Annotated in this window: 30 protein-coding genes; 13 read left to right on the forward strand and 17 right to left on the reverse strand. The window is 30.4% G+C overall.

Translation table 11 applies throughout. The annotated features are described in order from the left end of the window. Nucleotides 1-177: 177 nt before the first annotated feature. Nucleotides 178-1,842 (forward strand): alkaline phosphatase PafA, encoded by a 1,665-nt coding sequence (pafA, locus tag LACAL_RS08560; protein ID WP_013870327.1) that lies wholly within the window; start codon nt 178-180, stop codon nt 1,840-1,842. Between the two features lie 51 nt (nt 1,843-1,893). Here the strand turns inward: pafA and LACAL_RS08565 are convergent, their stop codons facing one another. The 6 genes from LACAL_RS08565 to rsfS all read right to left on the reverse strand — a co-directional run bounded on the left by LACAL_RS08565 (nt 1,894) and on the right by rsfS (nt 6,683). Then, complete coding sequence (locus LACAL_RS08565) at nt 1,894-2,160, reverse strand: acyl-CoA-binding protein (protein ID WP_013870328.1); 267 nt, start codon at nt 2,158-2,160, stop codon at nt 1,894-1,896. A 5-nt stretch (nt 2,161-2,165) separates the two neighbouring features. Continuing rightward, complete coding sequence (locus LACAL_RS08570) at nt 2,166-2,816, reverse strand: phosphatidylserine decarboxylase family protein (RefSeq protein ID WP_013870329.1); 651 nt, start codon at nt 2,814-2,816, stop codon at nt 2,166-2,168. Further along, nucleotides 2,806-3,627, reverse strand: coding sequence for a phosphatidate cytidylyltransferase (locus LACAL_RS08575; protein WP_013870330.1), 822 nt, complete (start codon nt 3,625-3,627; stop codon nt 2,806-2,808). The genes LACAL_RS08570 and LACAL_RS08575 overlap by 11 nt, the downstream gene beginning before the upstream one ends. A gap of 3 nt (nt 3,628-3,630) precedes the next feature. After that, on the reverse strand, nt 3,631-4,239 hold the full coding sequence (locus LACAL_RS08580; protein ID WP_013870331.1) for an LUD domain-containing protein: 609 nt from the start codon (nt 4,237-4,239) through the stop codon (nt 3,631-3,633). A gap of 116 nt (nt 4,240-4,355) precedes the next feature. Further along, on the reverse strand, nt 4,356-6,302 hold the full coding sequence (gene ftsH / locus LACAL_RS08585; RefSeq protein ID WP_013870332.1) for an ATP-dependent zinc metalloprotease FtsH: 1,947 nt from the start codon (nt 6,300-6,302) through the stop codon (nt 4,356-4,358). Nucleotides 6,303-6,311: 9 nt separating this feature from the next. Then, entirely contained in the window at nt 6,312-6,683 is a 372-nt protein-coding gene (gene rsfS, locus LACAL_RS08590) for a ribosome silencing factor (protein WP_013870333.1), read from the reverse strand. A 107-nt stretch (nt 6,684-6,790) separates the two neighbouring features. Here rsfS and LACAL_RS08595 point away from each other — a divergent pair, with 107 nt between their 5' ends. Next, complete coding sequence (locus tag LACAL_RS08595; protein ID WP_013870334.1) at nt 6,791-7,522, forward strand: biotin--[acetyl-CoA-carboxylase] ligase; 732 nt, start codon at nt 6,791-6,793, stop codon at nt 7,520-7,522. Here the strand turns inward: LACAL_RS08595 and LACAL_RS08600 are convergent. Both LACAL_RS08600 and pyrE read right to left on the reverse strand, forming a co-directional pair. Then, on the reverse strand, nt 7,519-7,914 hold the full coding sequence (locus tag LACAL_RS08600; RefSeq protein ID WP_013870335.1) for a hypothetical protein: 396 nt from the start codon (nt 7,912-7,914) through the stop codon (nt 7,519-7,521). The two genes, LACAL_RS08595 and LACAL_RS08600, sit on opposite strands and share 4 nt — an antisense overlap. A gap of 54 nt (nt 7,915-7,968) precedes the next feature. Beyond that, nucleotides 7,969-8,613 carry an orotate phosphoribosyltransferase gene (gene pyrE, locus LACAL_RS08605; protein WP_041301858.1) on the reverse strand — a complete coding sequence of 215 codons (645 nt, stop codon included), beginning with the start codon at nt 8,611-8,613 and terminating at the stop codon, nt 7,969-7,971. 130 nt (nt 8,614-8,743) lie between these two features. On the opposite strand from pyrE, the gene LACAL_RS08610 reads away from it, so the two are divergent. Together LACAL_RS08610 and LACAL_RS08615 are read left to right on the forward strand one after the other, a co-directional pair. Continuing rightward, nucleotides 8,744-9,325 carry an NUDIX hydrolase gene (locus tag LACAL_RS08610; RefSeq protein WP_013870337.1) on the forward strand — a complete coding sequence of 194 codons (582 nt, stop codon included), beginning with the start codon at nt 8,744-8,746 and terminating at the stop codon, nt 9,323-9,325. A 230-nt stretch (nt 9,326-9,555) separates the two neighbouring features. Continuing rightward, nucleotides 9,556-11,430 (forward strand): T9SS type A sorting domain-containing protein, encoded by a 1,875-nt coding sequence (locus LACAL_RS08615; RefSeq protein ID WP_013870338.1) that lies wholly within the window; start codon nt 9,556-9,558, stop codon nt 11,428-11,430. A gap of 52 nt (nt 11,431-11,482) precedes the next feature. Here the strand turns inward: LACAL_RS08615 and LACAL_RS08620 are convergent, their stop codons facing one another. Then, entirely contained in the window at nt 11,483-13,213 is a 1,731-nt protein-coding gene (locus tag LACAL_RS08620) for a M14 family metallopeptidase (RefSeq protein ID WP_013870339.1), read from the reverse strand. A 98-nt stretch (nt 13,214-13,311) separates the two neighbouring features. On the opposite strand from LACAL_RS08620, the gene LACAL_RS08625 reads away from it, so the two are divergent. Then, nucleotides 13,312-14,973 (forward strand): SulP family inorganic anion transporter, encoded by a 1,662-nt coding sequence (locus tag LACAL_RS08625; RefSeq protein ID WP_013870340.1) that lies wholly within the window; start codon nt 13,312-13,314, stop codon nt 14,971-14,973. Between the two features lie 31 nt (nt 14,974-15,004). On the opposite strand, the gene coaD is transcribed toward LACAL_RS08625, so the two are convergent. Genes coaD through LACAL_RS08640 form a run of 3 tightly spaced genes read right to left on the reverse strand, consistent with a single transcriptional unit; the run spans nt 15,005 to nt 17,126 of the window. Continuing rightward, a complete protein-coding gene (coaD, locus tag LACAL_RS08630; protein ID WP_013870341.1) occupies nt 15,005-15,460 on the reverse strand; it encodes a pantetheine-phosphate adenylyltransferase in 456 nt (151 codons plus the stop codon). 39 nt (nt 15,461-15,499) lie between these two features. After that, complete coding sequence (locus LACAL_RS08635; protein WP_013870342.1) at nt 15,500-16,105, reverse strand: zinc-ribbon domain-containing protein; 606 nt, start codon at nt 16,103-16,105, stop codon at nt 15,500-15,502. A 43-nt stretch (nt 16,106-16,148) separates the two neighbouring features. Next, nucleotides 16,149-17,126: a D-alanine--D-alanine ligase gene (locus LACAL_RS08640; protein WP_041301419.1), complete on the reverse strand. Its 978-nt coding sequence runs from the start codon at nt 17,124-17,126 to the stop codon at nt 16,149-16,151. A 179-nt stretch (nt 17,127-17,305) separates the two neighbouring features. Between LACAL_RS08640 and LACAL_RS08645 the strand changes: the two genes are divergently transcribed. The 3 genes from LACAL_RS08645 to yaaA all read left to right on the forward strand — a co-directional run bounded on the left by LACAL_RS08645 (nt 17,306) and on the right by yaaA (nt 19,929). Next, entirely contained in the window at nt 17,306-17,860 is a 555-nt protein-coding gene (locus LACAL_RS08645; protein ID WP_013870344.1) for a PASTA domain-containing protein, read from the forward strand. A gap of 2 nt (nt 17,861-17,862) precedes the next feature. Beyond that, complete coding sequence (locus tag LACAL_RS08650; RefSeq protein ID WP_013870345.1) at nt 17,863-18,900, forward strand: RluA family pseudouridine synthase; 1,038 nt, start codon at nt 17,863-17,865, stop codon at nt 18,898-18,900. A gap of 270 nt (nt 18,901-19,170) precedes the next feature. Continuing rightward, nucleotides 19,171-19,929, forward strand: a complete 759-nt coding sequence (gene yaaA, locus LACAL_RS08655; RefSeq protein WP_013870346.1) for a peroxide stress protein YaaA — start codon at nt 19,171-19,173, stop codon at nt 19,927-19,929. Here yaaA and LACAL_RS15185 read toward each other — a convergent pair whose 3' ends face one another. After that, nucleotides 19,930-20,061 (reverse strand): 30S ribosomal protein THX, encoded by a 132-nt coding sequence (locus LACAL_RS15185; protein WP_013870347.1) that lies wholly within the window; start codon nt 20,059-20,061, stop codon nt 19,930-19,932. It lies immediately after the preceding gene. A 79-nt stretch (nt 20,062-20,140) separates the two neighbouring features. Between LACAL_RS15185 and LACAL_RS08660 the strand changes: the two genes are divergently transcribed. After that, the gene (locus LACAL_RS08660; protein WP_013870348.1) at nt 20,141-20,863 is read left to right on the forward strand and encodes a hypothetical protein; all 723 of its coding nucleotides are present in this window, start codon (nt 20,141-20,143) and stop codon (nt 20,861-20,863) included. Between the two features lie 27 nt (nt 20,864-20,890). Further along, entirely contained in the window at nt 20,891-21,568 is a 678-nt protein-coding gene (locus LACAL_RS08665; RefSeq protein WP_013870349.1) for a uracil-DNA glycosylase family protein, read from the forward strand. A 15-nt stretch (nt 21,569-21,583) separates the two neighbouring features. Here LACAL_RS08665 and LACAL_RS08670 read toward each other — a convergent pair whose 3' ends face one another. Next, nucleotides 21,584-22,609, reverse strand: coding sequence for a serine hydrolase (locus LACAL_RS08670; RefSeq protein ID WP_013870350.1), 1,026 nt, complete (start codon nt 22,607-22,609; stop codon nt 21,584-21,586). A gap of 216 nt (nt 22,610-22,825) precedes the next feature. Here LACAL_RS08670 and LACAL_RS08675 point away from each other — a divergent pair, with 216 nt between their 5' ends. The 3 genes from LACAL_RS08675 to LACAL_RS08685 are packed head-to-tail and all read left to right on the forward strand — an operon-like array spanning nt 22,826 to nt 24,639. Further along, a complete protein-coding gene (locus LACAL_RS08675) occupies nt 22,826-24,160 on the forward strand; it encodes a DEAD/DEAH box helicase (protein WP_013870351.1) in 1,335 nt (444 codons plus the stop codon). Nucleotides 24,161-24,206: 46 nt separating this feature from the next. Continuing rightward, nucleotides 24,207-24,416: a DUF6500 family protein gene (locus LACAL_RS08680; RefSeq protein ID WP_013870352.1), complete on the forward strand. Its 210-nt coding sequence runs from the start codon at nt 24,207-24,209 to the stop codon at nt 24,414-24,416. Nucleotide 24,417: 1 nt separating this feature from the next. After that, complete coding sequence (locus LACAL_RS08685; RefSeq protein WP_013870353.1) at nt 24,418-24,639, forward strand: VF530 family DNA-binding protein; 222 nt, start codon at nt 24,418-24,420, stop codon at nt 24,637-24,639. A gap of 156 nt (nt 24,640-24,795) precedes the next feature. Here LACAL_RS08685 and LACAL_RS08690 read toward each other — a convergent pair whose 3' ends face one another. From LACAL_RS08690 to LACAL_RS08700, 3 genes are all read right to left on the reverse strand, one after another. Beyond that, the gene (locus tag LACAL_RS08690) at nt 24,796-25,053 is read right to left on the reverse strand and encodes a hypothetical protein (protein ID WP_013870354.1); all 258 of its coding nucleotides are present in this window, start codon (nt 25,051-25,053) and stop codon (nt 24,796-24,798) included. Nucleotides 25,054-25,060: 7 nt separating this feature from the next. Beyond that, nucleotides 25,061-25,375 (reverse strand): cytochrome c family protein, encoded by a 315-nt coding sequence (locus LACAL_RS08695; RefSeq protein WP_013870355.1) that lies wholly within the window; start codon nt 25,373-25,375, stop codon nt 25,061-25,063. Nucleotides 25,376-25,683: 308 nt separating this feature from the next. After that, the gene (locus LACAL_RS08700; protein ID WP_013870356.1) at nt 25,684-26,280 is read right to left on the reverse strand and encodes a DNA alkylation repair protein; all 597 of its coding nucleotides are present in this window, start codon (nt 26,278-26,280) and stop codon (nt 25,684-25,686) included. Between the last annotated feature and the right edge of the window lie 6 nt (nt 26,281-26,286).

The raw sequence follows: 26,286 nt of genomic DNA on the forward strand, positions 1-26,286 counted from the left end.
CTAATGTATAAAAATCTAATGCCATTTTAAATATAAAATTACGTTTTAAAAAAGAAACTATTGCATTGATAAAAATCAATTTTTGGAGCACTTAAATTTTATGTGTGAATTTAACGATTAATTGATATTGAGATAAAGTAAAAAATGTACTTTTAAAGCTTAAAAAAATATAATAAAATGAGATTTCTTTTAGCGTTATTAGTAGTACTGTCATTTACAAGCTGTAAAGCACAAGATAAAGTGTTAATAGATGATAATAAGCCTAATAATATTTCAATAAACACACAGCCAAAACTAGTAGTAGGTATAGTTGTAGATCAAATGAGATACGATTATATAACACGTTTTTATGCAAAATATGGTGAAGGTGGATTTAAGCGTTTAATTAATGATGGGTTTAACTGTAAAAACAATCACTATAATTATGTGCCAACTTATACAGGTCCTGGTCATGCATCAGTTTACACAGGAACAACACCAAAATATCATGGTATTATAGCAAATAATTGGTATAATAAATTTACAAAAGAAACTGTGTATTGTGCAGGAGATAAAAGTGTTACTGCTGTAGGAAGTGATACAAATAGAGAGCGTATGTCTCCTCATAGAATGAAAACTACAACATTTGCAGACGAAAATAGATTATTTACACAAATGAAAGGAAAAACCATTGGTATTTCTATTAAAGATCGTGGTGCAATATTACCAGCAGGACATTCTGCTAATGCGGCTTATTGGTTTAGAGGAAAAACTGAAGGTAATTTTATTACAAGCACATATTATATGTCTAATTTACCAAAATGGGTAAAAGATTTTAACACATCTAATACGGCAGAAAGTTATATTAAAGTATGGAATACATTATATGATATATCTACATATACCGAAAGTGGTACAGATTTAAATGCGTTTGAAGCAGGTTTTAAAGGTAAAGAAACAGCTGTTTTTCCTTATGATTTAGCAGCACTAAAAGATAATAATGCTGGTTTCGATATAATTAAAGCAACACCATATGGTAATAGTATTGTAACAGATTTTGCTATTGCAGCAATAGATGGAGAGCAATTAGGGCAAGATTTTATTACAGATGTATTAGCGGTAAGTTTTTCTAGTACAGATTATATAGGTCACAATTTTGGTGTAAACTCAAAAGAGATTCAAGATACTTATCTTAGACTTGATAAAGATTTAGAACGTTTATTTAAAGCTTTAGATACTAAAGTTGGAGCAGGAGAATATACTGTGTTTTTAACTAGTGATCATGGTGCAGTAGAAGTGCCTGCTTATTTAAAAAGTAACAAAATACCATCTGGGTATTTTGATAGAAAAGGCTTTAGAAAAAAACTAGATAGTTTTATGTTTAAAACTTTTAAAGCATCTAACTTAATAGAAAACATTAGTAATAGTCAAATATTTTTAAATAAGGAAAACTTAGCCAGTTCAAATATTAAAATAGAAGAAGTTCAAAAAGCACTAGTTAAAGAGCTTATTAATTATAAAGATATAGATAAGGTTTATGCATCTTCAACTTTTCAAGAAGCAGATTTTACTAAAGGAGTAGAAATGTTATTGCAAAATGGTTATAACCAAAAGCGTTCTGGTGATATTATTTTAGTAAATGATCCAGCAGTAATAAGTTACCCAAAAACAGGATCTACTCATGGTTCAAGTTTAAATTATGATACACATGTACCTTTATTGTTTTATGGAAAAGGTGTAAAAAAAGGAAGTACTTATTTAAGAACAGAAATTACAGATATTGCGCCAACAATTTCGGCATTATTAGGAATTAGTTTTCCTAATGGAGCAACTGGAGGCGTATTAGATTTTGTAATTGATTAATAAAATATAGGGTAAAAAGAAGTTATTGTTTTTATATAGAAAGTAGTGTTTCTATTTTCTATATAAAAAATAATTATTTACTAGATCTATATAAGTTTGTTTTGCTTCATCTTCCGTAATACCTTGTATTTGAAATAAAGCATTTGTTTTAAAAGCATTAATTATTGGTGTACGACTACTAGGACGTTCGTAGTTATTGGTAGCTTTTTTATAATAAGCATATAGCCGTAGTAAAAAATCTGCAGGAAAAGGTTCTGTATGATCGTTTATACGGTTTACTGCTTCATTAAAAGCTATGTCGATTTCTTTAGAGTCCATAAGTATTACATTTCAGCAATTATACTTTCGCCACCACGTACTTTTTGGTTTAATTCAACTTTAATATTAGTATCTAAAGGTAAATATAAATCTACTCTAGAGCCAAATTTTATAAATCCAGAATCGCTTCCTTGGGTAACATTTTGTCCTTCTACAGCATAGTTTACAATACGCTTAGCAAGAGCACCAGCAATTTGTCTATATAAAACTTTGCCATAGCTTTCACTATTAACTACAACTGTAGTACGTTCGTTTTCTTCACTAGCTTTAGGGTGCCAAGCTACAAGGTACTTTCCAGGATGGTATTTACTATATTCTATTTTACCTGCTATAGGATATCTTGTAACGTGAACATTTAGAGGAGACATAAATACACTTACTTGTAAGCGTTTTTCTTTAAAATATTCAGGTTCAAAAACTTCTTCTATAACTACTACTTTACCATCTACAGGAGAAACAACGGCATGGTTACCACTAAATAAGTTACGTTTTGGATTTCTGAAAAACTGAAGTATTAAATATAAAAATACAGCTAGAGTAGCGAATAATAAATACTGTAGCCAAGGTATGTTTATAAAACTATCTACAACTAGATATAAACCTATTACAATTATAAATGTAATAACAATTATTTTGTGTCCTTCTTTATGAAACATATTGTAAAATTCTTAAAAATAAATAAATAAAAGGTGCTGTAAAAATAATACTATCAAAGCGGTCTAACAAACCACCGTGACCTGGCATAATTACACCACTATCTTTTACACCTGCTTGTCTTTTAAACTTAGATTCTATTAAGTCTCCAAGAGTACCAATTACACTAATTATAACACTAAGTACTAACCAATTATTAAATGTAAGTGTATTTGTAAAAGTAAATATAAAGTAACTCGCTATACAAGAGAATAATAGCCCGCCAAGAAAACCTTCAACTGTTTTTTTAGGAGAGATTCTTGGAAATAATTTTTGCTTACCAAAGTTTTTTCCTACCAAATATGCAAATGTATCGTTTACCCATACAATAATAAAAGAACCTAATAATAACTTAGGAGTGAATTCATTTTTGTAATTAGAAATTAATATTAAAAAAATAAATGCACTAGAGATGTAAAATGTTGTAAGGATGTAGCGTTTAGATTCGAATAAAGGAATTACTTTTTCTGAAAATAAATCTTTTATTAAAAGTAAATGAACAAATATAGTAACTACTTGTAAAATTTGCGTTGCTTCGTCAAGTCCAACAGAAGAGTTCATAAACAGTCTCCAATATCCAAATACAAAGTATAGAATAGTAAAGATTACGTATGGTAAAATACTTTTAAGTTGTATTAACTTTTTAAATTCTGCTAGACAAATAATACCAAATACAAAGAATAATATTATTAATGCGTGCTGAAAAAATAGTGAGCCAACTAAAAGGGTTATATAAAGTAAACCAGAAAGTGATCTAGTGAGAGTTTCTTTCATTGCTTATAAATCTTCTAAAAGCAGCAAATATAGGTTTTTTGAAGCACTACCATAGGTTAAAAAATCTTTTTCCTCAACTGTTTTAAAATGCTTGATTGTTGTTATGTTAGTTGGAAGTTTTTGCTTGTTTTTAGTTTTAATTTGGCGTAAACCTTCGCCTATATTTGTAACTATTTGACTAGTTGTTGCAAAAACAATAAAATTATGTGGGAATTCGGCTAATTTTTTTTCGGCTATTTGATTTGACGATATCAACAGCGATCCATCATCAGCTATAAGGTTTTCGCAAGTTGTAATAAAAAAAGTAGATTCACTAAGATTATTAGATGTTAATAGCGCATTTTCCTTTAAGCGGCTCTCTAAATTTTTATCGTAAAAATATGCAGCTTCATTTGACCAGCCATTTTCTTTAACAATAGCATTTAAATTTTCTAATATTTCGTCAAAATTTTCGCAATACAAGAATTTGCCTCCATTAGATTTAAAGTTTATAGTAAAACTTTCATCTATTGGTAGCTTAACTTGAGGCATGTATTTACCTCTTTCGTCATTTTTAATTTCTTCTTTCTCTTTACTAGATTTAGAACGAAAAATGTTTCTAAATATACTCATTTATGGATTGCTATTATCAAAAAACTCAAAGGGAATTTCGTAAATATAAAAAATCTCAAATTAACTAAGCCGTTAATTTGAGATTTTTACTCTATTTATTATTGAACTAATGTTATTTACTCTTCTTCAGTAGAGATTACATGATCTTTTTTAAAGGCTCTTTTTCCAAATATTTTTTCTAAATTGTCTTTAAATATTACTTCTTTTTCAAGTAAAACTTCTGCCAGTTCTGTTAATTTATCTTTATTCTCTTCCAGTAATTTTACAGCTCTATCGTACTGTTTTTCTATTATTGCAGAGATTTCTTGATCTATAAGTTCTGCTGTTTGCTCACTGTAAGGTTTTGAGAAGCCATGCTCATTTTGTCCTGACGAATCGTAATAAGTTAAATTTCCTAGCTTGTCGCTAAGTCCATAAACAGTTACCATTGCTCTGGCTTGTTTTGTTACTTTTTCTAAATCACTTAAAGCTCCAGTAGAGATTTTATTAAAAATCACCTTTTCTGCAGCTCGACCTCCAAGTGCTGCACACATTTCGTCAAGCATTTGTTCTGGTCTTACTATTAATCTTTCTTCTGGTAAGTACCAAGCTGCACCTAACGATTGCCCACGAGGTACAATTGTAACTTTAACTAATGGTGCTGCGTGTTCTAACATCCAGCTTACGGTTGCGTGACCAGCTTCATGAAAAGCAACGGCACGTTTTTCTTCTGGAGTTATTATTTTGTTTTTCTTTTCTAAACCACCAACAATTCTATCTACCGCATCTAAAAAGTCTTGTTTATCAACAGCTTTTTTTCCGTTTCTTGCTGCAATTAAAGCTGCTTCGTTACATACGTTAGCAATATCTGCACCAGAGAAACCTGGTGTTTGTTTAGATAAAAATTCGATATCTAAACCTTCGGCCTTTTTTAAAGGTCTTAGGTGTACTTCAAAAATTTCTTTACGTTCTCTAACGTCTGGTAAGTCTACAAAAATTTGTCTATCAAAACGTCCAGCACGCATTAATGCTTTATCTAAAATATCTGCTCTATTGGTTGCTGCTAATACAATTACATTTGTATTTGTACCAAAGCCATCCATTTCTGTTAAAAGTTGGTTTAAGGTGTTTTCACGTTCGTCATTACTTCCAGACATGGCGTTTTTTCCTCTTGCACGACCAATGGCATCAATTTCATCTATAAATATAATAGAAGGTGATTTTTCTTTAGCTTGTTTAAATAAATCTCTTACACGTGAAGCTCCAACACCTACAAACATTTCTACAAAATCTGATCCAGATAGTGAGAAGAAAGGTACTTTTGCTTCTCCTGCAACTGCTTTTGCTAATAATGTTTTTCCAGTTCCTGGTTGTCCAACTAATAATGCTCCTTTTGGTATTTTACCTCCAAGCGATGTGTATTTTTCTGGGTTTTTAAGGAAATCTACAATTTCTTGTACTTCTTCTTTCGCTCCTTCTAAACCAGCAACATCCTTAAAAGTTGTTTTTACATCTGTTTTTTCGTCAAATAATTTGGCTTTAGATTTTCCAATATTAAAAATTTGACCACCAGCGCCTCCACCAGCTCCACCAGACATACGTCTCATGATAAAAATCCAAACACCTATTAAAAGTACAAATGGTAAAAGACTAATTAAAAAATCTGTCCAATCGCTACTTTCTGTATCGAAATCGTAATCAACAGTAAGATTATTGTCTTCTATAGTTTTTTTGAAATCGTTTTCAAAAATTGTTTCGTCACCAAATTGGTAATAATAGTTTGGAGCTCTAGAACTTAAAAAAGATATAGATTTTTGTACTGAGTTTTTATGAGCAGCAGTTTCTTCGGCTTCTTTTGTTAAAAAAACTTTTACTTTTCTAGTATTGCTAACAACATCAAAACTTTTTATATCACCATTTTCTAAATAGGTAAAAAATTCTTTTGTGTTAATCTCATTAGCGTCTGTAGTGTCGCTGCTTCCAAATATTTGAGCCGCAATAATTGCTGCTATAATAGCACCGTATAACCAATACATATTGAATTTTGGTTTTTTAGGTGCGTCCTTTTTTTTATTTTCTGCCATGAAATGGGTTTAAAATTTTGATTCTATTACTGTTGTTTTTGCGTCTCCCCAAAGACTTTCTATATCATAGTATTCGCGTATATGTTTTTGAAAAACATGTACTACGACATTTACATAATCCATTAAAACCCATTCTGCATTGTCTTCACCTTCAATATGCCAAGGTTTGTCTTTAAGTTCTTTACTTACTTTTTTTTGTACAGCACTTACAATTGCATTAACTTGAGTGTTAGATGTACCTTCACATATTATAAAGTAATCGCAAACTGTGTTTTCTATATCTCTTAAATCGAGAATATTTATATCTTTTCCTTTTACATCTTCTATGCCACTAATAATTGTAGTTATAAGCGCATCAGCATTAACTTGATTTTTAACCATTAATTAGATTTAAATTTGTGCAAAGTTATTATTTTTTAGTTCTTTATACTCTAAATGAAATCTAAAAGATTTTATAAAATATATTAGTACGAAGATAACCAATTTATATGCGTATAATCAAACTTGATGCCATCGATTCTACAAATACTTTTCTAAAACAAATTAGTAGTGCAGATGTTATTGAAGATTTTACAGTTGTTGTTGCCAAAGAGCAAACAAAAGGTAAAGGCCAAATGGGTAATGTTTGGAGTACAACACGTGGTGAAAACCTTACGTTTAGCGTGTTTAAAGATGTTTCTTTTTTAAATTTTGAACAAAACTTTTTTTTAAGCCTAATTACTGCATTGGCTTTAAGGCAAACTTTGCAAGGTTTTAATGTGCCTAAATTAACAGTAAAATGGCCTAACGACATTTTGTCAGCAGACAAAAAAATAGCTGGAATTTTAATAGAGAATGTCATAAAAAACAATAAACTGGTATCTTCTGTAATTGGTGTTGGTTTAAACGTAAACCAAACAACATTTATAAACTTGCCTAGAGCAAGTTCTATGAAATTATTAGTAGGTGCTAATTTTGATTTAGATGAAGTGCTTCAGAAGTTTTTATGCCAATTAAAATTGTATTTTAAAAAACTTAAAAATGGTGAGACTAAGGCATTAATGAAAGAGTATAATTCTAATTTATTTAGAAAAAATAAACCTTCAACATTTAAAAATATTGAAGGTTCTACATTTTCTGGTTTTATACAAGGCATTTCTAATAAGGGAAACCTTCTCGTATTATTAGAAGATAATATTATTAAAGAGTTTGCTTTAAACGAAATTACTTTAATGTATTAAACTGCTTTAGGCATATTAACAGCTAAAGTATCTATAAATTTACTTATTGGGCCTTTTATCATCATGGCCATCATAGCATTAAACTCGCCATTAAAAACTAAATGAACTTCGCTGGTATTGGCATCTATACTATTTATATGTCCAGTTAAACTAAAATCTATTTTTCCACCTGCAGCACCCAATACTATTTTACTATATTCAACTGCTTCTTTCTTTTTTAAAACAATTTCGGGCATACCTTTTAAGGCAAATAAAAACTTGTCTTCGCCTAAAACTTCAAATTTACTTATGTTTTCTGGCATTAAGTTTTCAAAGTTTTTAATGTCGCTTAAATAGTTAAAAGTGTCTTCGGCAGATTTTTGTACTGTTACTTTTTGTGATTCTAAATTCATTGTATTTTTTAATATATTAAATGTAATAGTATTACATTATTTTCTTTGTTGGTTTCAAAAAGCGTTCCATTCGCTTGGGTTAGCATTCCATTGTGATAATGTTTTTAGTTGCTCTTCTGTAATATAGTTAGTTGCAACAGCTTCATCTAAAAGATTTTCGTAATTACTTAATGTTTGTAATTCTATGTTTTCTGCTTTAAAATTTTCTTTTGAAACATCAAAACCGTAAGTAAATATGGCTATCATGCCTTTTACATTTACATTGGCTTCTTTTAAGGCGCGTACAGCATTTAAGCTGCTTTTGCCTGTGCTAATTAAATCTTCAACCACAACTACATTTTGCCCACTTTCAATAAAACCTTCAATTTGGTTTTGCCTGCCATGACCTTTAGCCTCTGGTCTTACATAAATAAATGGTAAGCCCAAATATTCTGCTACTAACATACCTATTCCTATTGCTCCTGTTGCAACACCAGCAATAGCATCTGGTTTACCATAATGAGCTTCTATAAATTTACCCATTTCTTCTCTAATATAATTTCTTATCGGAGGAAAGGACAAAATTATGCGGTTGTCACAATAAATTGGAGATTGCCAACCAGATGCCCATGTAAATGGATTGTTAGGTTGTAATTTAATAGCGTTTATTTGCAATAAAACCTTTGCGGCTTGTCTTGCGATGTGTTTATCAAAAATCATAGTAGCAAAAATAAGCATTAATTTAAATTTTTAACATACATGATTAACAAAAAAATATTTTTTTAGAATGTAGTTTCGTAAAATAAAAATGATATTTTTACATCAACCTAAAAGTCTCTTAAAACTATCCATGTATTGTATTTTTGTTGGCGATAAGCCTATAATTTTAACCACGAATATTGAGAAAGAAACTAATTTTAAAAATTTCTTACTTAAAGATGTGTCTATAGATGCTGTATTAGATACACTATCTAAAAAGAAAATAGAATCTGTTAGACTAATACACCATAATCCAAATACTATTTTAAAAAAGTTTTTATCTAAACTTCCTAATGTTATTGCAGGAGGCGGAAAAGTTTACAATAAAAATAATGAAGTACTATTTATATTTAGAAACAATAAATGGGATTTACCAAAAGGTAAAGCAGAAAAAAAAGAAACTATAGAGGAAACTGCAATTAGAGAAGTAGAGGAAGAGACTGGAGTTTCTGGGCTTAAAATTGAAAAACCTTTACAAACTACTTATCATATATTTAAGCGTAACGGAAAGCTTAAAATTAAAATTACTTATTGGTTTAAAATGAAAACCAACTTTGAAGGCGAACTTTTTCCTCAAGAAAATGAAGGCATAACTAAAGTAGCATGGTTAAAGGAAAAAGAGATTGAAGAAGCTATTGAAAACTCTTATGCCAATATTAAACTTTTAGTTTAATTTATTTTGTGCTAAAATTACAAATCTCTGTTTTTTAGAGGTTTGGTATATTTTAGTGTGTTTTTTGTCGAATAGTTGATTATTTATTCGATAGTATTTTCTTACAAGTTTTTTTAACAGAATTTTATCACTTAATCGAATATTCTCGTAAGTAAGCTAATATAATTTAAGGTAAATAATGGTTTAATTAATTTTCAACCGTTATTACCAAATTAATCCAATTTACAATTATGAGAAGAATTTTACTTAATCCAACTTGGAAAGCAACAATTTCAGCAGGTCTGTTTTTAATGTTTGCTTTTCTTTTTTCAACGTCTGCTATGGCTTACACACATTGTGGTAACATTTCAGGCTTTAAATTTTCTAATGGAAGTTCCTCGACTACCATTACAAACAACGGTACTTATACTATAGGAGATTTACCAAACAACTTTTTTGTTGATGTTAGAGTTAGCGGTTATTCTCAAAGTGCCAGAATTAGAGTTAAAAACCTTAATACAGGACAATACATAACTATACAGGAAAACTATTTACCATATACTTTTCCAGGTGGAAATGGAGCATGGAATTATGGTCCTGGAACTTATGAGGTTAAAGCAAAATTATATAAATATAATGGTTGCAAAAGTTATTCTTGTGATACAGAAACTATTCGTTTTACTTTAACAAATACTCCAACCTGTGGGCAAATTGATGGTTTAGCATTTTCTAACGGAACAAACACTGTAAACATATCTAACGGTGGAAGTTATGATATTTCTACTTTGCCTTATAATTTTTATGTAGATGTTTTAGTATCTGGAATGACCGAAAGTGCATACAATAAAATTATAAATTTAGATACCGGTGCTGTTTATACTAATGGAGAAAATGTTTTACCATATACATATCCAAGCGGTAATACGGCTTGGACTTTAGGTACAGGAACATTTCAGTTTTATTCTGAAGTTTATAAATACAATAATTGCTCAGGTACAAAATGTGATCATATATGCATAACATTTACTATTTATGAAGATACTTGCGGCGATATTACAGAATTTCAATTTACAAATGGCTCAGATCCTGCAACTACAATTGTAGATGGTGGTGTTTATAATTTAAACGATTTACCTAACAATTTTTATATAGATGGAATTGTAAACGGAGACTCAGATAGCTTAAGATTTGAAGTGACTAACACCACTACAGGACAAACTTATAGTACAATAGAAAACTATTTACCTTATACTTTTCCAGCAGGAAACGGCGCTTGGTTTTTAGGAGAAGGAACTTACCAAGTTAAAGGTTCGTTATTTACAGGAAACTATTGTAATGGCTCATTATGCGACCAAGATGTAGTAACCTTTACATTAGTAGATGCTGTAAATGAAGTTTGTGAGGCAAATGCAGGAACAACAAATACAGATGGTTCTATATTTTTACTTTCGCCATTTTTTAACCCAACAGTACAAGTAACACCAGGACCAAATGCTGTATTACCAGAAGGTTACAATTACTGTACGGTAATATCTACAGGTCCTAATAAAACTATTGTGTCTTGGGATACAGGATTATCTGCAGAGCTAACTCAACCAGGAATTTATGGTGTACACTTATTAGTTTACAAACCTTCTTTATTAGATTTAAATACAGTTACAGTTGGAATAACTACTGCATCAGATATTTTAAATACAATAACTAACAATAATGTATGTGCTTCTTTAGATGATGTTGGAGCTCAAATATCTGTTATTACTGGTGGCGTTAACGAAAGAGCAGCAAGCCAAGATGTTAAACAACCTTTAAAATTGAATACAGAAAAAGAAACAGTTGAAGTTGTTGCTAAAACAGAAGAGATTTTTGAAGATAAGAATGTTGATATTAAATTATACCCTAATCCAGTTGTAAATCAATTAAATGTAGAATTACTTTTATTAGATGCAGAGGTAATGCATTACCAAGTGTATGATTTAAACGGAAGACAAGTTATTAAAGGTATGTTTGATAATTCTACTTTTGGAAAAACACAAGTAAATACAAACGCATTATCTGCTGGACTTTACATTGTTAAATTCCAATCTAACTTTAGAAGCTTTAGTAAAAAGATTCAGGTTAGTAAATAATTTTTTTAAATAGTTGGTAAAAAAAGCCGTTGCACTTTGCAACGGCTTTTTTTTATTTAAGTTTATATATAGGATAATTTAAATGAGCCGATTCGTAATGTTCACTCTGTTTATGAATCCAATCCAGTTGCTGGTACCAATTCTTATTAAAGTTTATGTCTTGAGATTTTTTATTTTCAAAGTTCTGTTTTAATTCAGGATTGTTTTCTAAAATCTCTAAAGCTTTATCTTCCCACACATAAGGAGAAAAACCTTCTTTTTGTTGTAAAATAGTATCGAAAAAATTCCAATTAAAAAATGAATCTGGAGCTTGAGGTTCTAGTACTTCAATTAAATATCTTACGCCTGGTTGATTAGTAGTTGCAATATAATCTCCTTTTCTAAAAGTAATTGTTTCAGTTGTACTTGTAATAGTTGTATTGTAGTGAAGATAATGACCTTCGTAAGGTGATTTTCGACTTTTAAAATCTTTTATTTTATAACTTTCAACTTGTATTGTAGAATCTTTATTTAGTTCAATAAGTGCTATTTTATTACGTTTTAATCTTGCTATTACTTCATGCCATCCTTGTGGGATAATATATGCTTTAGGAATTGTAATGCTTAAAGTAGGTTTAAAGTAATTGTTGTAAGTTACCTTTTTAGTAAATGGTTGGTTTCTATCGTACTTTAATCTATTGCTTCCTGTAATTTTACTGGTTATTTGGTTTCCTTTGTAACCTTTAAAATTTAAAACCGTATTTTTTAAAGTATCAATTTCCCATTGTAAAGGATATTTTGAATTTGCTGTATAATTAGTATTCGCTTTCTCTCTTAAGTTTTTAATTGTTTGTCCGTTTTCTTCGGTGATTTCAATCATGCTTTTCATTAATTCGTATGTACCTTCTACACGCTGTTTGTAAGGTTTTAGCATGTGTGTTTCTACCATCATACCCAAGGTGTTAAATAGAGAAGTGTATCCGGTAGAGTAGCGAGGATAGTCCATAAATTGACTAAAACCTTTTTCGGGAACATTATTAAAAACATTAACATATGGTGTAATATCCCATGCTTTATCTTTTAATTTTTTTTCTAATTCAGGCATCATAAAAGTTTGTATATAATTACCCAATTCGCCACCCAGTTTGTTATGTTGCGTAAATAAATGTGTTAATGTGTATTGGTAGTCTGCTCCATTACTTACGTGGTTATCTATAAAAACATCAGGTTGTATTAGGTGAAAAATATCAGCAAATGTTTTTGCATTTTTGGTGTCAGTTTTAATAAAATCTCTATTCAAGTCGTAATTACGAGCATTACCTCTAAAACCGTAAGATTTTGGTCCGTTTTGGTTTGTTCTAGAATGAGAATTTCGGTTTAAACTACCACCAATATTATATATAGGTATGGTTGTTAAAACTGTGTTTTTTGGTGTATTAATTTTTCCATTAGCAAGGTCTCTGTAAAGCATCATTGTTGCATCTATACCATCACTTTCTCCAGGATGAATACCATTATTTATTAAAATAGTACGTTTGGTATTTCTTATGGTTTCAAAATTAAAATTCGCGGCTTTATTAAATGTGACTATATGTAATGGTTTTCCAGAATCTGTAGCACCAATAGAATCTATAGAAATCGTATTATATTTTTTAGCTAAGTTTTTATAAAAATTAATAGTTTGAGAGTAAGTTGCGGTTTCAAAACCTTTAGTTTTTTCAAACACTGTTGTAAAGTCGTATTCTTTTTTAGAGTCACAACTTAAACCAGATATTAGTAGTAAAGTGGCTAATATTTTCTTCATTTCAAACGATTTAGTAATTTTTAGTTTAACAAATATAGGAATATGCGTTTGTGAATCTCTTAATAATCGTACTTTTGCACCTTTAAAAAATAGAAATAATGACAGAGTTTGTTAGAAAAATTACACCAAATATAAAAGACGATGTATTAGCAGGAATCACTGTGTCTTTAGCAATGATTCCAGAGGTTGTTGCCTTTGCTTTTGTAGCTCAAATAGATCCGTTAATGGCTTTGTCTGGAGCATTTATTATAGGTTTAATTACTGCTATTTTTGGAGGTCGACCAGGATTAATTTCTGGAGCAGCAGGAGCAGTAGCCGTAATTTTTGTAAGTATGATTGCAGATGGTCATACAAAAGGTATGTTAATGGATACGCCTATAGAGAATATGGGTTTCTTTTACCTTATGGCTTGTGTAGTTTTAATGGGGATTATTCAAATTTTTGCAGGTGTATTTAAGCTTGGTCGCTTTGTAAGGTTAATACCGCATCCAGTAATGATGGGATTTGTTAATGGCTTATCTATAGTTATTTTTATAGCTCAGGTAAAAATGTTTTCTCATAAATCTTTAAAAGTTTCAGATGCAGGTGTAAAAGAATATGTAGGTACTTATATGCAAGGTACCGAGTTGTATACCATGATAGGTTTAGTGCTATTAACTATGGCTATTATTTGGTTATTACCTAAGCTTACAAAAAAATTACCAGCAGCTTTAACAGCAATTCTAGTTACTAGTTTAATCGTTATTGGTTTTAATATGGATGTTTCTACTGTTGGATCTTATATAATTGAAGGTGGTGGAACAGGTTTAAAAGGAGAATTTCCTACGCCAAATATGGAGCTTTGGGAAAAGCTTCCGTTTAATTTAGATACTTTAAAGTTTATTGCGCTACCTGCTTTTTTAGCTGCATCTGTTGGATTAATAGAGTCTTTAATGACAATGAATTTAGTTGATGAGTTAACCGAAACTAGAGGAAATGGAAATAGAGAATGCGTTGCACAAGGCGCAGGAAATATAGTTTCTGGATTATTTGGTGGCACTGGTGGTTGTGGTATGATTGGTCAAACTGTAATTAATATTAATGCTGGTGGACGTGGTAGATTGTCTGGTATAATGATGGCAGTAACGCTATTGTCGTTTATATTATTTGCAGATAAATTAATTGAAATGGTACCAATTGCAGCTTTAGTAGGTGTAATGTTCATGATGGTAATTGAAACTTTTGCTTGGTCTAGTTTTAGAATACTTAAAAAAATACCAATGTCTGATGCTTTTGTGTTAATCACCGTATCTTTAGTAACTGTATTTGTAGACTTAGCAGTTGCTGTTTTTATTGGCGTAATAATATCTGCATTAGTATTTGCTTGGGAAAACGCCAAGAAAATTAGAGCAAGAAAACGTTTAAAAGCAGATGGAACTAAAGTTTATGAAATTTGGGGACCATTATTTTTTGGAAGTATTCAAGCTTTTAATGAGAAGTTTGATGCTAAAAACGATCCAGAAAATATAGAAATTGATTTTGTTGAATCTCGAGTTAGTGATCACTCTGCAATAGAAGCTATTTTTAATTTAGTAGAAAAATATGAAGCTGAAGGAAAAAACATTAAGCTAAAACATTTAAGTGAAGATTGTAAAATCCTGTTATACAAAGCTAGTCCAAAATTTAGAGGTGTTATTTTAGAAGATGTTGATGATCCTCGTTATCATTTAGCGGCAAATCCAGAAGATTTCCCAAAACCGCTTTCAGAATATAAATTCTAATAAAAAAAGCGAGCCATTTGGCTCGCTTTTTTTATTTTACTCTTACACTATCTGGAACCAAAACGGTGTAGTCGCCATTATTTCTAATAACTTCTCTAACTATACTAGAACTTATAAATGATGTTCTTGCAGCGGTTAAAAGAAAAACTGTTTCTATTTTAGATAGTTTTCTATTGGTATGTGCAATAGCTTTTTCAAATTCAAAATCTGCTGGATTTCTTAATCCACGCAATATAAATTTGGCATCCATAGCTTTACAAAAGTCTATGGTTAAACCTTTATAAGTTACTACCTTTACTTTAGGTTCATCCTTAAAGGCGTCTTCTAAAAAACGTTTTCTATCTTCTAAAGAAAACATATAATTTTTTTCAGAGTTTACACCAATGGCTACAATAACTTCATCAAAAAGTTTTACGCCACGTTTAATAATATCGTAATGTCCAAGAGTGATTGGATCAAAAGATCCCGGAAAAAGTGCTCGTTTCATTGTGCTTTTGTTATCTACATTATAAACTAATGTATTTATTTAATCTCTATCTATATCGTAGATGATATTGTCTTTAAAAAGAGCTAAAATTTCGGCTCTAGAATAATTAAATCGACCTACAGTATAATTTTCATCTTTATCAATTTTATTAACACCTGTACGTTTATCGGTTTCATAATCGTTAAATATAAGGTGTAAACTATCGTTAGTAACTTTAGTTACTTTTGCTAAAGTATAATAACCTTCTTGATTACCTTTAACTGAATATACATCACCAACTTGTGGTGCGCTAATATAATCTTCATTATCTAAATCATTTTGTTTAGATAGCCAGAAAGCAATAAAAATAAGACCTATAATTATTGCTACGCCACTAAAGTACCAAATTGGAAAGTTGGGCTTATTTTCTAGGTCAAATTTATGTTTAATTTGTTGGGTTAGTTCTTTTTTTTCAAAGGAGCGTTTGCAGCTTGTACATTCAAAAACACTTTTTTTGCCAATAGGAAATGTTGGAATCCAATAAATATGCGCGTATTTACCAAATACAGAATAATCCATACTAGTTTGCAAATTACAACTTGGGCATTTTACATTGCTAATTCTTCCATCTTTTAGTTTTGAAGCTTTTCTTCCAAAAAATACCATTGACTTGCTGGTTAGGGTTATTGTTTTATAAATATAAACAATATTAACTTTTTAAAGCCTCTTCAATAGCACTATCAAATAAAGCTTCCATTGTTATACCAGCTTCAGCGGCTTGTTGAGGTAAAATACTTTCGTTGGTTAACCCAGGAATTGTATTCATTTCTAATAAATGAGGTTCACCATCTTTAAAAATAAATTCGCTACGTGTATAGCCTTTCATTTTCAAAACATTATATATCTTTTTTGCAACAGTAGTTACTTTGTTTTCTTGTTCTTTAGTAATTCTTGCTGGTGTAATTTCTTGAGACTTACCAAGGTATTTGGCTTCATAATCAAAAAAATCATTTTCACTAACTATTTCTGTAATAGGCAAAACTTTAGTTTCACCTTTATAAGTTATAACACCAACGGAAACTTCTGTACCATCTAAAAACGATTCTATAATTATTTCATTGTCTTCTTTAAAAGCAATGTCTATAGCTGCATTTAATTTCTCTTTTTCATGTACTTTAGAAATCCCAAAACTACTTCCGGCTTTATTCGCTTTTACAAAACAAGGTAAACCAACTTTGTTTATAATTTGGTCTTCATTAATTATATCACCTAAATTTAGGTAGTAACTCTCTGCAGTTAAAATGCCATAAGGTTTTAAAACACTTAAACAGTCTCTTTTATTAAAGGTTAATGCAGCTTGGTACGCATCGCAACTGGTTTGTGGTAAATTTATTAGTTTAAAGTACGATTGCATAAAACCATCTTCTCCAGGCGAACCATGTATGGCATTAAAAACACAGTCAAAAGTAATTTTAGTTTCGTTTACTAAAACCGAAAAATCGTTTTTATCTATGGCGTATTCTTTATCGTTAGCATCTACATAAACCCATTTGTTTTCAAAAATATGAATACGGTAAGCATTATATTTTTCTTTATTCAATGTATTATAAACCACATTTCCACTTTTTAGTGAAATTTGGTATTCGCTAGAGTAGCCACCCATTATAATGGCGATATTTTTTTTCATCTTAAAATTCCGCGAAAGCGGTAAAACTGTTTAATTATATAAATGTACTTGGGTTTTTATTGTAAATACAATAACTCTATATAAAATTGAGTTTGGTAAAAATATCATTTATTTGTATCAAACAAAAAACCTTTTAGTTTTTATATATTTGTCTCACTATTTTTAAAATAAATTCGTCAATGAGTATTGTTAAATTTTTAACCAGTAAAGTTTTTTTTAAGCAACTAGCTTTAGCTGTAGTCGCTATAGTTGTTTTGTGTTTTATCATACTTAAGTGGTTAAACATATCTACAAATCATGGTAATTTTGAAACGGTTCCAAATTTAAAAGGAAAATCTATAGACGTTGCTAAAATAGAATTAGATGAAAACAATTTGGTAATGGAAATTCAAGACAGTGCTAATTTTAATCCAGATTACCCAAAATACTCTGTAATTGATCAAGATCCCAAACCAGGATCAGACGTTAAAAAGAATAGAAAAATTTACATTACATTAAATCCATCTGGATATAGAAAAATAGCAATACCAAGTTTAGTAGGTAGAACGTTTCGTCAAGCCAAACCAACACTTGAGGCATTAGGATTTAAAATAGGAAAAATAACATATATAGACCACTTAGGAAAAGACGAGGTAAGAAGCATTCGTTATAAAAACCAAAGTGTAAAATCTGGCGAGTTACTCCCTAAAACATCAACGTTAGATTTGGTGTTAGGTAACGGTAATCGCTCATAATAATGGCAGACTACACACCACAATTACCAGATGAAGATACTGGTTTATACGAGCACCACTCTTTTATTGCAGATAAAGGTCAAGCACCTTTACGCATAGATAAATGGTTAATGAATAAAGTTGAAAACGCAACACGAAATAAAATACAAGCCGCAGCAAAAGAAGGCAATATTTACGTTAACGATCAACCAGTAAAATCTAACTATAAAGTAAAACCGTTAGATGTTATTAAAGTACTTTTTGAGCATCCACCATTTGAGAATTTATTAGTTGGAGAAGATTTACCATTAGACATAGTGTACGAAGACGATACATTATTAGTAGTAAACAAACCAGCAGGAATGGTAGTGCATCCAGGACATGGTAACTATTCAGGCACCTTAATAAACGCATTAATATATCACTTCGATAATTTACCAAAAAACTCTAGTGATAGACCAGGATTGGTACATAGAATAGATAAAGACACCAGTGGTTTGCTAGTAGTAGCAAAAACCGAACACGCCATGGCGCACCTCTCAAAACAGTTTAAAGACAAAACCAGCGAGCGAGAATATGTAGCCATTGTTTGGGGAAATATGGAAGAAGACGAAGGTACAATAGAAGGAAATATTGGCCGTCATCCAAAAAACCGACTTCAAAACACGGTCTATATGGATGACGACGCAGACAAAGGAAAACCAGCCGTAACACACTACAAAGTATTAGAGCGCTTAACCTATGTAACCTTAGTATCCTGCAAACTCGAAACAGGTAGAACACACCAAATTCGTGTGCACATGAAACACATTGGGCATACCTTATTTAACGACGAGCGATACGGCGGCGAGCGCATACTAAAAGGCACAACCTTTACCAAATACAAACAATTTGTAGACAATTGCTTTAAAGTATTGCCACGTCAAGCCTTACACGCAAAAACACTAGGATTCGAGCATCCAGAAACAGGCAAAATCATGCAATTTAATACACCAGTTCCAGACGATATGCAAGCCTGTATCGAGAAATGGCGCGGTTATGCTTCACATTTAGAACATTAGGGCGTTACCAAAACAAGCAGAAAAAACTTGTTTTGGTCGCGCTTTACACTATATCTTTTTTTGCCATATATGGCAGCAAAAAAAGGATGCCGTTGCAATCGCTAACGCAAATAAAATAACGATAATAAATTCAAATTTCATTATTAAAAAAAACGATAAGCACCATTTTTTTTAAGCTTATACTATTTGTAATTTAGTGCTATAATAAAAGTACATAATAAATTTAAAATTAAAACCCATAGTAAAAACTAGAGGTTACAACGTATACATATGAAATTAGTTATATCACCAGCAAAGTCATTAGATTTTGAAACCAGTTTGCCAACAACACAAACAACAGAATCTTCATTTTTAAATCAAGCCGAAAAACTAAATAAAGTTTTAAAAAAGAAATCTGCTAAAAGTCTATCTAAGCTTATGCATATAAGCGACAACTTAGGGCAATTAAACTACCAGCGTAATCAAGATTGGCAATTACCATTTAATAAAGACAATGCAAGACAAGCCATTTATGCCTTTAATGGTGATGTTTACAGAGGTTTAGATGCATATACAATACCAGAAAATAAAATAGAAACCTTACAAAACACTGTAAGAATACTATCTGGTTTATATGGCGTTTTAAAACCATTAGATTTAATACAAGCTTACCGTTTAGAAATGGGAACAAAAATGCCAGTTGGAACCAAAAAAAACCTATACGAGTTTTGGAAAAAAGACATAGTTGAAAATTTAAATAATGAACTAGAAGACGATGAGGTGTTTGTAAACTTAGCCAGTAAAGAATACTTTAAAGCCATAGATACAAAAGCATTAAAAGTACCAGTAACCAATATAGAATTTAAAGAATTTAAAGACGGTAAATATAAAATTATAGCCATTTATGCCAAAGTAGCAAGAGGTTTAATGGCAAGATATATTGTAGATACAAATGCAAAAACAATAGAAGATTTAAAAGGCTTTACAGTAGAAGGTTACGGTTTAAGTGACGAGTTGTCAAGCGAACACAATTTAGTCTTTACAAGGTAATTAAGGTTTAATTTTTTTATCGATTTCTATTTTAGTTTCAGGACGAACACGTTTTTTAATTTTAGGTCTGCGAGCACCAAAAGTACCACGACTAATTTTACCACGTTTCGATTTTTTATCTCCTTTTCCCATAGTTTTTGCTTTTTATAAAGGTAATAAATTAATTAGGGATTTGTTTTATTATCTTTAGACTTTAAACTTAATTTAACTAATGGCATACTACCTTATTGTTGCGTTTCAAGCGTTTTGTATATATCATCTTATTAAAAACCGTAACGATTATTACTGGATTTTTCTTATTATATTTTTACCATTAATAGGTTGTATAATTTACTTGGTAACCCAGGTTTATAACAAGCGAGATGCTAATAAAATTCAAGAAAACATTACTAATATTTTAGTGCCAACAAAACGGGTAAACGATTTAAAAAAACAATTAGAATTTTCAGATACATACCAAAATAAAGTCAATTTAGCCGATGCTTATTTCGAGATGAATGATTTTGAAAATGCTATAAAATATTATGAAGATGCTATAAAAGACGAAAGCCAAAACAATTATTTTTTAAAAGCCCAATTAGTTAAAGCAAATTATCATGCTAAAAATTATAAACAAGCAGTCGCTTACGCAAACGCTATAAAAAAAGACGCACAATTTAAAAAATCTAAAACTCAATTTACATACGGCTTAGCTTTAGAGCAATTGGGAGAAGTTAATGCTGCAGAGCAGCAACTAAAAGCAATAGATGTTCGTTACGATAATTACAACGAGCGCCTAGTATTGGCAAAGTTTTTAATTAATAGAAATAAAACAAACGAGGCAAAAGTGTTACTAGAAGAGATTTCAGACGAAGCAAAACACATGACAAAGCCTAACAAGCAAAAATTTAGAAGCACAGTTGCAGAGGTAGAGAAGTTGCTTAAAAACATGTAATTTTCCTATTGTCTCTGCTTAAATAATATGTTTAAACATAAACATCCATATAAACCATTTATAAAGCACGATACTACAAAATTAATAGTTGGTACTTTGCCACCGCCAAGATTTTCAACAGGCGAATTGTTAGATAAAGATGTTGACTTTTGTTATGGTAGTTACTATAATTCGCTATGGTTATTTATAGATAAAATTCATAATCTTAATTTGCTCTATAATAATTCACAAAAAGCAGTAGAACAGCGTAAAGCTTTTTTAATAGCTAATAAAATAGGTGTTTGTGATATTGTAGAAAGTGCCGAGAGAGATAAAATTAATGCTTCAGATTTAGGAATGAAAAACATTGTGCTTCGTGATATAGTATCGTATTTAAAACAATATCCTAAAATTGATACGCTTTTATTTACAGGAGGAAACTCTAAAAATGGTCCAGAATATTTTTTTAGAAAACATATAAAAACATACAACTTAAAATTAGAATTAATTTCAAAAGAAACGCCTAAAATGCATCAATTTGTATTGGCAGAACCTAAAAAGAAATTAAAAAAGAAACGTATAATTAAAACCATATCTCTAACTTCTGCATCTGGAGCAGCAAATATATCAATAGGTAGCAACCCTTTGTATAAACAGTTAAAATCTAAAAATCCAGACTTTTCAACTTTCGATTTTCGCGTCATGCAATATCGTGAGTTTCTATAATCACCAACTGCAATATCATTTATTTTCTACAATTTTTTTAATTCGAGAGTTTATTATTTCAGATAGGTTCCAATTATATAATTCTGCATCGGTTGTGCTGTAAAAAGCAACTATAACAGCATCAATATCTTCATAGTAGTTTGCAAAACTTTGGTAACCTGGAACCCAACCAGAATGTTTATATTTATAAATAGATGTATAAATTTCTTTTTCGCCAGGTTTAAAAACAGAGCCGTTATTTAATGCTCTTAAAAAAATACCAACATCTTCTGCAGTGGCAAGCATGCCATATTCATCTGCTCTTAAGTTATGAGGATAACCAACGTGATAACCACTCATAACACTATTTATATTTACTTCTTCTAACGATTTAAAAGTGTTTTTAAGGTTTAGAGGTTTTAAAATTTCTTTTTGAATAAAAACAAATTTATCGTAGCCCAAAACGTTATTCATTATTTCGTTTAATAATAGATAGTTAGTGTTACAATATTCGTAATCTTCACCAGGCTCAAAATTGGCAGGTTTATCTATAATTAAATCAAGACTTTCTTTAAACGTTTTAGTTGGGTTTGCCCAAAAATTTGGAGCATCAGAGTAATTAGGGATGCCGCTTTTATGTTGTATCATGTGTTTTAAAGTAATTTTTTCGGCATTTTCAATTCTACCAATAAGTTCGGGTAGATAATCGGCTAATGTTTTATTTAGAGAAAGCTTACCTTCACTTACTAATTTTGTAGCCGTTACAGCATCGTACAATTTACCAATACTTGCAATTTTAAATAGAGCTTTTGGTTTAGCAGGTGTTTTAGTTTCTTTATTATGCCAGCCAGATGCTAAAAATTGAGGGTTTTTATCTGTTTGGTCTATATATACAATCATGCCATCAAAGCCATGATTAATAGCTTGATCCATTTGTTTTTTTACGGTATTTGGTAAAGGCAATATCCAAGCTTTTACTAATAACCATGGCACAAAAAATAGCGAAGTTACTGTGCCTACTAATAAAACAATTCTAAAAATAATGGTTTTTTGTTTACTCATAATGTTTACAAAACTCGTATAATTATTTAATAATTAAAATATTAAGGTTCTAAACTGTTGTAAATTGTAGATGAAATGTTTTTAGAATTTATAAAATCACGTTCAAAAACACAAACATTTCCCAATTATAGGCTTAACCTATAAATAAGCACTACCTTTGCTTTTCAATTAAAAAGAGGTAGCCTGATAATAGAGTTTATCTCACAAACTTTATTTATGTCATTTAAACAATTAGGCTTGTCTGAGCCTTTATTAAAAGCTATTAGCAAAAAAGGATACGAAAATCCATCACCAATACAAGCCAAAGCAATACCTCCAGTTTTAGACGGATACGATGTTTTAGCATCTGCTCAAACAGGAACAGGAAAAACAGCTGGCTTTACTTTGCCATTATTGCATATTCTTAGTGAAAATCCAAAAGAAAAATTTAGGCCTATTCGTGCTTTGGTATTAACACCAACAAGAGAATTAGCAGCACAAGTTTATGCTAATGTAAAAGAATATAGTGAGTTTTTAAATTTACGAAGCGTTGTAATTTTTGGAGGTGTAAACCAAAAACCACAAGTTGCAAATATTAGAAAAGGAGTAGATGTTTTAGTTGCTACTCCAGGTCGTTTAATAGATTTAAACAATCAAGGTTTATTGTCTTTAAAACGTGTAGAAATTTTTGTTTTAGATGAGGCAGACCGTATGTTAGATATGGGTTTTTTACGCGATATAGAACGTGTAATGAAATTGATGCCAGATAAAAGACAAAATTTAATGTTTTCGGCAACATTTTCTAAAGACATTAAAAAACTAGCATTTAATATATTAAAAAACCCAGTACAAGTTGAAGCAACACCAGAGAATACAGCTGTTGAAGCAATTTCTCAAAAAGTATATCGTGTAGCAAAAGGTTTAAAAACAGGATTAGTAATTAAACTAATTAGTGATGGTAATTGGAAACAAGTTTTAGTTTTTACTCGAACTAAACATGGAGCAAATAAGTTAACTAAAAAAATGATTAGCTCTGGAATTACAGCCGCAGCTATACATGGTAATAAAAGTCAAGGAGCAAGAACAAAAGCTCTAAAAGGTTTTAAAGACGGAACTATTAGAGTAATGGTTGCAACAGATATTGCTGCTCGTGGTTTAGACATACCACTATTACCGCACGTTATTAACTTCGAGATTCCAAATATTTCTGAAGATTACGTACACAGAATAGGTAGAACAGGTAGAGCAGGAGCAAAAGGAGAAGCTATTTCTTTAGTAAGTGCAGACGAAACTCAATATTTAAGAGATATTGAAAAACTAATAGGAGAAAAACTTAAAGTTGAAATTCTTGAAGGTTTTGAACCAGATCCAAATGCTTCTACAGCACCAATAAAACCTGGTCAAAATAGACAAAAGAGAAATCCTAATAAGGCAAAATCTCAAGGCTCTAATTCTGGAAAGCGAAATGCTAAAAGTAGCGGAAATAGTTCTGGTAATGGTGGAAGAAACCGTAACCGAAATAAAAACAAAAGCCGAAATAGCGATAGACGCTCAAACACCTCTAGAAGTTAAGTTTAAATAGTAATATGTATTTTTGTATTTAAAGGCTAAAGATATTATGACCGAAGCTCTAAGAAACAAAATTATTGAAATTTGCGATAAAAAAATTGCTCAAAAAGGTGATACCGTAGGTTTGTCTTTTTATGCCTTTTTTAAAAATAGAAATGATAATCCAAAGTTGTTAATGGAGGCTGCAACATGGTGGATAGAAACCCACCAACTAGATCATTTTGAGAAAGCAACAAAAATAAAAAAAATGTTATCTTAATATGTCTCAACCTAATAACCCTCTACATGGTATTAAATTAGAACAAATTGTAACAGAATTGCAAGCGCATTATGGCTGGGAATATTTAGGCTATAATATAAATATTCGTTGTTTTAATGATAATCCATCTGTAAAATCAAGTTTGAAATTTTTACGTCGCACACCTTGGGCACGAAAAAAAGTTGAGGATTTTTATTTAGAATATTTAAAAAAGAATTCTTAAATAATTATCCGTTTTCGTTTAACGGTCTTGTGTATGATTTCGTTGCGTGTTTCAGCAACTAATTTAGCAAATACAAACCGAATAGAAAATCCGCGAGGATTTTCGTAAGTAGGCGAGCACTAGCAATAAAATATATGCATTGTTGTACGTAGTTTTTTATTTTAATATATAAGCTAATATAATTGCAATCGAAATGTAAAATATCATTCCAAATATTCTCATTTCAGACGCTTGTTTAATTTTACGTTCAAATCCGAATTTTTTAAATCGTTCTATTTCAGATTCATTAAAGTCAGTGTTTTTCCATCTGTTGAGTTTAGCAAAACCAATAGGAATGAAAAAGAAACTCAAAGCTTCTGAATTAGTCAAGGACGCATTTTTACGCTTTTCGGTATTTTCTTTTTCAAGGCTCATTTATAATTCATTCAGCATTTATGTATTCGTAAAGTCCAAGTAATTCAGTTGAACTTATTGATTCAGACCATTGTATTCTATGATAGTCAATTCCTAATTCGCTGAATTTTGAACTGTCAATTTGTTTATTATTCAACGTCATCCAATTCCAGAGTAGAGTAGAATCCATTTTTGCTAATGCTGGTCCAGTCATATTTTTATTCAGTTTGTGACAAGCAGCACAATTTGCGTTAAAAATCTGTTTTCCAATTCGTCCGTTTTCAGTCAATTCAGGCGAAACAGTTCCACAAAAGAATTCTGGTGTTTCAGTTCCGCATCCCAAATTTGTAGGCTTGTTAAAACTATATAAAACGTAAGAAATTCCGATTGTCAAAATCAAAAATCCGCTTGAAATTATCAAAATCCGATTTGTCAATTTTTTCATAGAATTTCCTTTGGTTTACGGTTAGCCAAAATTACGTACAATAGCTTATGATATCAAACCGTTTTAATGTTTAATATCATGTGTTAAACGAAGTTAGACTAAAAAAATAAGATTGTCAAGTAATTGCCAGAAGTTTAATTAATTAGCCTTAAAGCTTCTTTTTTGCTTAAATTACTTAAAGCGGTTTCTTTTGTGAAATTTAAAACTCATTCTGGATTTGTACGACTGTATTCTCTTAAAATCCAACCAATAGCTTTATTTATAAAAAAAGTTTTAGAGCCTAGTAATTGCGATATGGTATAAGCCATTAATTCAGGATTTAAATCTTTTTTATATTTTAATTGAAATAATAATGCTGAGCGTTGTAGCCACATATTATTAGATTTAAGCCATTTATCTATGTATTGCTTTTGTAACTCTGGATATACTTTAAAATAATTGCCTATTAATTTTACGGCAATAAAGTCTACAGTATCCCACCAAGATTTATTGCTTACCATAAACTCATATAATTCAATATCCTTTTCTTGAATATTTTTCAAATATTTAAAAGTTAATTCTTGGCCAAAATATTGAAATTCACGCTGCGGTTTACTCCAAAGTGTTTTAACAATGGTTTCTAAATTTTCTTGTTTAGGTAAGTACGCTTTAACTAAAAAGGGCTTTTGTATGCGTCTTCTGTTTTCGGTTTTAATACCAAATGTTTTAAATTGGTTACGCATATAAGCTTCTTGCTTTATAGCTAATTCTAAATTTGAGTTCTTTTCAAATTCAGTCTCTAAAACCGAAATGAAATCTAGCATAAGTTA

It is taken from the genome of Lacinutrix sp. 5H-3-7-4, from assembly GCF_000211855.2.
In the GTDB taxonomy this organism is placed as follows: domain Bacteria; phylum Bacteroidota; class Bacteroidia; order Flavobacteriales; family Flavobacteriaceae; genus Lacinutrix.